This is a genomic window from Thomasclavelia cocleata, assembly GCF_900102365.1.
Classification (GTDB): domain Bacteria; phylum Bacillota_I; class Bacilli_A; order Erysipelotrichales; family Coprobacillaceae; genus Thomasclavelia; species Thomasclavelia cocleata.
The window spans coordinates 1-8,536 of sequence record NZ_FOIN01000066.1; the positions used below are offsets into that span (position 1 = coordinate 1).

An 8,536-nucleotide genomic window follows, 5' to 3' on the forward strand; every position below is an offset into this window, starting at 1 on the left:
ACAAAGTTTCGTAGTCTTGTCTTATCTGCTGCTAATTTTAAGTTTGCAAATGCTTCACTTAAATTCTTATACGCTAATTCTACATCTGGTTCTAATGCATTATCATCCCCAATAACTGCTACTGCTGCATCTAACGCTTCTTTAAATGGAGCCCAAGATTCTGATGTATAGTTACCTTCTTCTAATTTTTCTACTCTAGTAACTAATGCCTGTAATTCTGTTTTATCCCCTTTATAGAACTCTAACATATGCATTGCATTTGCTAAACGTGTGAAAGCAAGATCAATTGTTTCCTGACTTGCCAAAGAATCATTTAAAACTTCTTTAGCATAATTATGAGCTGCTCTAAATTCAGCAACAACTATAGGAACTACATTTTGTAACTCTTCTTCTGTTACCTCATCTGCTAATTCTACAGCAATTTCTAAAGCATCTTTGTTAGTTTCTTCAGCATCTACTCTTTCTTTTACAATAATTTCATAAATAACAGGAGTTGGATTTCCTTCATGGAAAGTTAATTTAACTTCTAAAATATTTTTATTTACATTAAATGTATTTGTACCATTATCTAAAGTACCAATATCACTCCAGCTTCCATCAATATCTTTTACGCTAACAGTTGCATTACTAATTGCAGTTGGATCCTGCATGATCATTAATGATCCAACATTAATAATTGAGTTCATTGCATAAGTCAATGTATCTCCATCATTTACACTATCAGGTGAAAATGCAGAAGTTAAATCTCGGTCATATAAATTTGCTACATTACCAGAAGTAATTGTTGTATCAACAATATTAACACTATCATCACCTAATACATTAACAGTTTGATTAAATGGTATTTCAAAAACTTGTACCCAGTTATCACTAGCTTCAGTTGCCATGAACCTAATATAACGAGCCATTTGCCCATCTGCATTGTATCCAGCTTCGCTTACTAATTGACCATCTACAGTTTTTGACTGATAATTTTCATCTTTAATAACATCACCAACTTGTGTCCAAGTTACACCATCACTTGAAATTTCTAATTTAGTTGCTGCAAATCCATCAATACCATAGCTTGGTCCTTTTGGATTACCAGCAAAATATATTGCTACATCGTATAAAGGAACTTCTTTTCCTAAATCAAAACGAACATAACTTCCTACTGTTGCACCAGCACTAGAATAGAATTTTGTTCTGATATTTCCATCAATAGCATTTTCAATAACATTGTTGCCATATGTTCCTAAATCAGTTGTTACTGTTTTAATTCCTGTATTGTATACTGGAGCTACTTTGAATTTATCAATTGTAATATTAATATTACTATCTGCTTTATTTACAACTCTAGCATATGTTGCTGTAGCATTAATAGCAGCTTTTAATACTCCATCCTCAATTATACTTTGAGCACTAGTCCATTCAACTCCATTAACAGAATATTGAACTTCTAAATTTTCAAGATTATCAGCTTCTAATGAAATTTCTGATACTTTCATAACTCTTGGTAAAGCAATACCAACAGTCTCATTTGGTTTCATTGTTCCATTAATTGAATTTACTTCATAATTTCCTTTATTCATTGAAACTGTTTTATCAGCAATTCCTGCCATTGTTCCAATTACATATGGCTGGCTTTCAGGGAAAACATTTTCCATTAAATTTGATTTAATTTGATCAACAGAATCTACTAGTAAAGGTTTAACACGTTTTTCACAAACTTTAACTACATTCATTCTTGTTCCATCTGTTTCAAGACTTTCAACCTTATAAGTTTCTGCTTCTTTTAACTTAATTTCTGTAGTATTAATATTTGTTAAACAAGAATCAATATCCCCATTTTCTGCATCAATAAATGCTGACATACTCGCAATTCCTGCTTCTGCTACTGCTTCATAGGCATTTAAATGTTGTTCAATTTCATCATATAAATTTGAATCATTTACATTTCTTAAAGCAGTAACATCATTTTTCATTGTCATAAATTCTGCTTTTAAAGCAGTTGCTGCTTCAATAACTCCTTCTTTATTTTGAAGTGCAGTTTTAAATGCTTCGATTGTATCAACTAAGTATCTTGATTCATCAAACTCAAATCCATCTTTAATATATGAAATATTATCAGCAAAACGTTGGAAAGCTTCACTAGCTTCTGGTACTAATTCTTCAATTGCTCTAGTCCAACTACTATTTTTTTCAAAACCACCAATATTCCATGAATAATCAGCACCTGAGAAAATAGCAACTTTACTAGCTTCAGCTTGTGACATCGGATTTAAGAAGAAACCACTTAAATTGTCAACATCATTATCTAGGTTTTCTAATGGTGACATCATTAAGTTACCGTCACAATAATCATTTACTGGATAATTCCACCAAGCTGCAAGATTTTTATCATTTACACCTGTTTGTGTTTTTGGCCAATTGTATGCATCTTTAGTAATTGCTGACATCGTATTAGCACCTGTCCACATTACTACAACATCACTATCTAATGTTTGCCAGAATGGTCTAAAATATGATGACATACTTGGTCCCCAACCATTACAATAACGAGTTCCTACAACGATTAATGGTTTTACATCACCTTTAACTTGTACCCACTCACGATTTACACGATTAATTAAATCAGCGTGCTGTTGTCCGCTTACATAACCACTTAAATCATCATATGAGATTCCAAATTGACGTACTCCTAAGTCATACAATTGATCAAATTTATTAATCAATGCATTATAATCATCGTCATTGCTATAATTAAAACCATAACCTGGATGCACACTCCAGCAAAAACTCATGTTATCTTTTTTACCTTCTTCTGCTAATTGACGTAATTCTTCTGCTTTATCAGCTGGATATAATTCACGCCATCTATCTTTATGATATGGATCATCTTTTGGTGCATAAATATATGTATTCATTTTGAAATTGCTTGATTCACTCATTAGTGATAAACGATCTTCAAAACTCCAAGGGTAACCATAGAATCCTTCTACAAACCCTCTAAGTTTAACAGTTGGATAATCAGAAATAACTGTTTCTGCAATTTTCCCATCTGCAGTTTGTTGTTCTAACATTTGTGTCAAAGTCATAAGACCATAATAAGCCCCATCACTGTCTGCCCCAATAATTTTAATTTCACCTTTTTCATTGACATCATTGCTAGCACTTAATATATAACCTTGTTCTTCTGTTAAAGCTTCAGTATTTCCACCTAAATTTTCAGTACATTCATCACAATGATCACTGCTAGATGAAATTAAGATATTGGCCTTTTGGTCATCTATTTCATTAGAAATAGAATAACTAATATTGTTTTCTTTTAATAATTGTTCCAATTTAGTTAATGTAGCTGGTACTTGATCTCCATGGAATACTACATTGACCTCACCTTCTAATTTCATTCCTTCTCCAGAAATATATGAAATCTCTTGTGGTTTAGGATAAACATCCACTTTAACATCATTAACTTCTTTAGGTGCTGCCAAAATCTGAATTGGATTTGCAGTTACCAAAGAAAAAGCAAACGACGCTGCTAATGTGCTTTTTAAAACTTTTCCCGCTTTACTTTTCACTTTCATTTCTCTCCTACTTTTATCTTTTTGGCTAATTAACTCAATATGTCCCTCCTTCATAAAATATTTTGGATTGAAAATATAAAAGACCGTAAAAATTTATACTAAAAGTATAATTTATTACGGTCTTGCCTAATTAAAGTAACAATCCTATAAATATTAGCCATCTACTACAATAATAACACTTTACCAAAATAACATCAACTATTTTATTTATTAAATACAATAAAAATTATTATAACTCATACTTTTCTATAGAAACTCACTAAAATCTTTATATTTATCTCCAAGTGCTTTTGCAACTGCTTTACAAGTAAAATATCCTTGATAAGTATTTAAACCTTTCATAAATCCAGGATCATCTCTTAATGCTCCTAACCCCTTATCAGCAAGTTTTAATATATATGGTAATGTAGCATTAGACAAAGCAACCGTTGAGGTTCTAGGTACTGCTCCTGGCATATTAGCAACAGAATAATGGAGTACCCCATGTTTTACAAAAACAGGATTATCATGGGTTGTAATACGATCACAAGTTTCAATACATCCGCCTTGATCAATAGCCACATCAACAATAGCACTACCTTCTTTCATTGTTTTAACCATATCTTCTGTTACTAGTTTTGGTGCTTTTGCACCAGGAATAAGTACTGCCCCAATTACTAAATCAGCTGTTTTTAAAGTTTCCTGCAAACTGTATTCATTATTATAAATAGTATGAATACTACCATTACTAATATCATCAATATAAGCCATTCTCTTTGCACTAATATCAAAAACCTCTACACTTGCACCTAATCCACAAGCGATTTTGGCAGCATTTAAACCTACTTTACCACCACCAATAATCACAACTTTAGCTGGCATTACACCTGGAACTCCCCCTAATAACAAACCACTGCCACCATTTCCTTTTTGAAGCATATTAGCTCCAATTTGAACTGCCATACGTCCTGCCACTTCACTCATTGGTGTAAGTAAAGGTAAATCATGATTAAACTCAACAGTTTCATAAGCTATTGCTGTTGTCTTTGAATCAATTAAAGCCTGGGCAAATGGTAAATCATTTGCAATATGCAAATAAGTAAAAACTATTTGATCCTCTCTTAAAAATTTATACTCACATTCTAAATATTCTTTTACCTTAACAATTAAATCAGACTGGGCAAAAACTTCATCACATGTACAAACTTTTGCTCCAACATTTTTATATTCATCATCACTAAAACCACTTCCTATTCCAGCTTTAGTTTCTATATATACTTGATGTCCAGCCTTACATAATGTAAATACGCCAGCTGGTGTTATTGAAACCCTATTTTCATTATTTTTAATTTCTTTAGGAACTCCAATAATCATAGTCAAATCCCCTCTTTCATCAACCTCATTATTTTTTAATATATTTCTTATTTAACTTTTTTCATATTCATTATATTAATAAATTAATAATAATATTCATAAATTCAACTAACCTTATATAAAGACCCTTTTTACATCTATTTACTAATTTATATATTTCATAAATAAAAAGTACATCTCTGTACTTTTTATACTATTTACTTTTTCATCAAACTTAAAAGACATAATTAGAAATATAAAAACATTAACTAATCTTTATCTGTCACTTAATTCCTTTAATATATGAATCATGATAAAACGAATAAGCTAACTGTAAACACATACAACACCAAATCACAGGTTCACAAATAATAACTCCAAAATAACCAAGCATTGGTATAAATAGCCATACAAAAACAATTTTACCAAAAAATTCAATAACACTAGAAACTAAAGGAATAACTTTACGTCCTAATCCCTGTAACGAATTTCTTAAATTCAACAACATCCCCAGCATACAATAAAACGGTGCATTTAAAATCAAATATAAAGAGCCATTATCAATCACTTTTGCATTATTAGAACCCGAAAGCAATTGTACTAATATTGGTGAAATTAAAAATAATACTATTGTTGAAATTATACTCCATCCCACTGCAATTAAATTAGCATAACGAATTCCTTTACGAATACGCATCATTTGATCAGCACCTTTATTTTGAGACACAAAAGTAGAAAGTGCCAATCCTAATGTTGCTGCTGGCATCATACAAAAACTACTTAGTTTCCGTGCTGTAACATGACCTGCAATGATTAAATAACCAAATTTATTAATTGCAGTTTGTAAAATAACAGTTCCAGTAGAAACAATTGACATCATTAATCCCATTGAAAAACCTTGTCCAGCTAATTCTCGATATAATTTTTTACTTATTTTAAAATCTTCTTTGCCAGGAATTAAAATTGGACATTTTTTATAAATATAATAAAGACATAATATTACCGATACCCCTTGAGCTATTACTGTCGCAACTGCCGCCCCCTGAATTCCCATATCAAATTGTGTAATAAATAATAGGTCTAAACCCACATTTAATACAGACGAAATTAATAAAAAAACTAAAGGCATTAAACTATTACCAATAGCTCGAAGTAACCCTGCACACAAATTATATGCAAACATCACCCCAACAAAAATTGTAATTATAAAAATATAGTTATAAGCTTCATAAATTATGTTAGCTGGTGTATTTAATAGCTCCAATAAAGGATATAAACAAAATAGTGAAAATAACATTAAGACTATTATCAAAAATATTCCAATTACTATTGAACCAGCAACCGTTTTTTTCAATATTTTATTATCTTTAGCTCCATAACTACGAGCTGTAACAATACTTAAACCATTACCTACTCCTAAAGCAAAACCTACTAACAATTCATAAATAGCTCCACATGCACCAATAGCAGCTAATGATGTATCACCTAAGAAATTCCCTACAATCATTGTATCCATCGTATTATAAAGCTGTTGAAAAACATTAGCTACAAACAGTGGAAATGTAAAAATTAGTAAAGATTTTAAAATTGGTCCTTTTGTTAAATCTACTTTCATTTTAAACACAATCTTTCCCTCTTTCATCTTTTATAATGCATCCATTCTATTACTATTAGCTCTGCTTTTCAATATTATTTCTTTTCAAAAATAGAAAACCAAGATTTCTCTTGGTTTACAATACAGCAATAAAATCTTTTAATATCTCATAACAGTTTATAAATGAATTTATCTCCATCCTTTCATCAGGAGTATGAATATCTGCCATATTTGGTCCCATAGTGATAATATCTAAAGCTGGCATTTTACCTTTAAAAATACCTGTTTCTAATCCTCCATGAGTAGCAACTTCTCTAATTTCATTTCCTGTACGTTGTATATAAAAGTTCTTAAATAAATCTCGTAATTTTGAATTTTGTTCATAATTCCATCCTGGATAATAATTAGCAGCTTTTGTAACAGCCCCAAATACTTCTCCAATAATCTCTAATTCATCAACCAAATTATTTACTGCACTCTTCATTGGTGAACGTAATAAATAATCTATTTTTAATTGATTATTCTCAATCATTACAACTCCCATATTCAACGAAATAGTAGTTAAATCATCAATAACTAAAGAACGTTCAACAAAACCATTCTTTAATACTACTAATAATCTAATAATATCTTTTGATTCCTCAACACTTAAAGCTTGTAACCCAATTTTATCATTTATAGTTAATTCTAATTTAATATCTGGATCACTAACCATAAACTCTTCATCAAAATATTCCTGATACTCATTAACCACTTCCTGTAAATCCTTTAATTCACTAGTAGTTGTAAAAGTAATTGCACATTCACGTGGAATAGCATTATTTTTTAAACCTCCATTAATTTCAATTAATCGAATATTCATATCAGCTTTTATCATTCCATACATAACTCGTGTGGCTAGTTTATTAGCATTAGCCTTACCTCGATGAATTTCACTACCTGAATGACCACCACTTAAACCTTTAACCAATAATGTATATGTCCTATTATTATTATCTATAAAATTTAACTTCTTTGTTATTACAACATCACAACCACCCGAAGAAGTGGTACAAATCTCTCCTTCGTTTTCACTATCCAAACCAATCATCCTAGTTGCTTTTAATACATCAGTATCTAAACCTAAAGCTCCATCTAATCCAACTTCTTCAGCTACTGTAAAAACACATTCTAAAGGAGGATTTTTAACTTCCAAATCACTTAAAATAGCTAACATATATGCAACACCATATCCATCATCAGCACCTAGCGTAGTCCCCCTTGCACTAATAAATCCATCTTCAAGATATAGATCTAAAGGATCATGATCAAAATTATGGTCACTATCTTTATTTTTTTCATTAACCATATCCATGTGTGCTTGTAACATTACTGTTTCATGAGTTTCATAACCTATTGTTGCCTCTTTATAAATAACGATATTATTTAAATGATCTCGATAATATCTCAAATTTTTTTCTTTTGCAAAATTCTCTATAAAATCAGCTATTTTTACTTCATTATATGAACCATGAGGAATTTTACAAATTTCTTCAAAATAATAATTAACTAAAATACTCGTATCTAAAACTGCCATTATTTAACCTCCACTTTTTATTGACCTTATTATAACAAAATCCCTAATCATTTAACAAACCATTTTAAATATGTTATGATATATATAAGTTAGATTTAATATATGAGGGGAGATTAATCTATGAAAAGACAAATATTAATAATGAGTATTATTTCAGGCTGTTGACAAATAAAAAATTGTCAGCAGTCTTTTTATTTTGTTGTTTATGTGATAATATATCAGTGGTCGTGGATGACTTCGTTCCAAGTGTGCAAACTTTGAGGCTCCACGACTTTTTTGTTTAAGATAAAGAAGTCATGATATGGTATAATATAAGTGCACATTTGGAGGAAATTAATATGACAATGACAGTAAATAAAACTAAACATGATCACATTATTTTATGTACTATTGATGAGCTTGTTCCAGCTGATCATATGGTTAGAAAATTAGAAGCCTCTATTGACTGGTGTTTCATTTATCCGTTAG

At 30.4% G+C, this 8,536-nt stretch carries 4 protein-coding genes; all 4 read right to left on the reverse strand.

From position 1 onward, the window contains the following. The coding region (locus tag BMW96_RS13425; protein WP_177165860.1) for a beta-N-acetylglucosaminidase domain-containing protein at positions 1-3,560 on the reverse strand (3,560 nt) is incomplete at its 3' end. A 252-nt stretch (positions 3,561-3,812) separates the two neighbouring features. Beyond that, a complete protein-coding gene (ald, locus tag BMW96_RS13430) occupies positions 3,813-4,919 on the reverse strand; it encodes an alanine dehydrogenase (RefSeq protein ID WP_092356995.1) in 1,107 nt (368 codons plus the stop codon). Between the two features lie 262 nt (positions 4,920-5,181). Then, positions 5,182-6,522 carry an MATE family efflux transporter gene (locus tag BMW96_RS13435; RefSeq protein ID WP_092357000.1) on the reverse strand — a complete coding sequence of 447 codons (1,341 nt, stop codon included), beginning with the start codon at positions 6,520-6,522 and terminating at the stop codon, positions 5,182-5,184. A gap of 106 nt (positions 6,523-6,628) precedes the next feature. Then, on the reverse strand, positions 6,629-8,068 hold the full coding sequence (pepD, locus tag BMW96_RS13440; RefSeq protein WP_092356997.1) for a beta-Ala-His dipeptidase: 1,440 nt from the start codon (positions 8,066-8,068) through the stop codon (positions 6,629-6,631). Between the last annotated feature and the right edge of the window lie 468 nt (positions 8,069-8,536).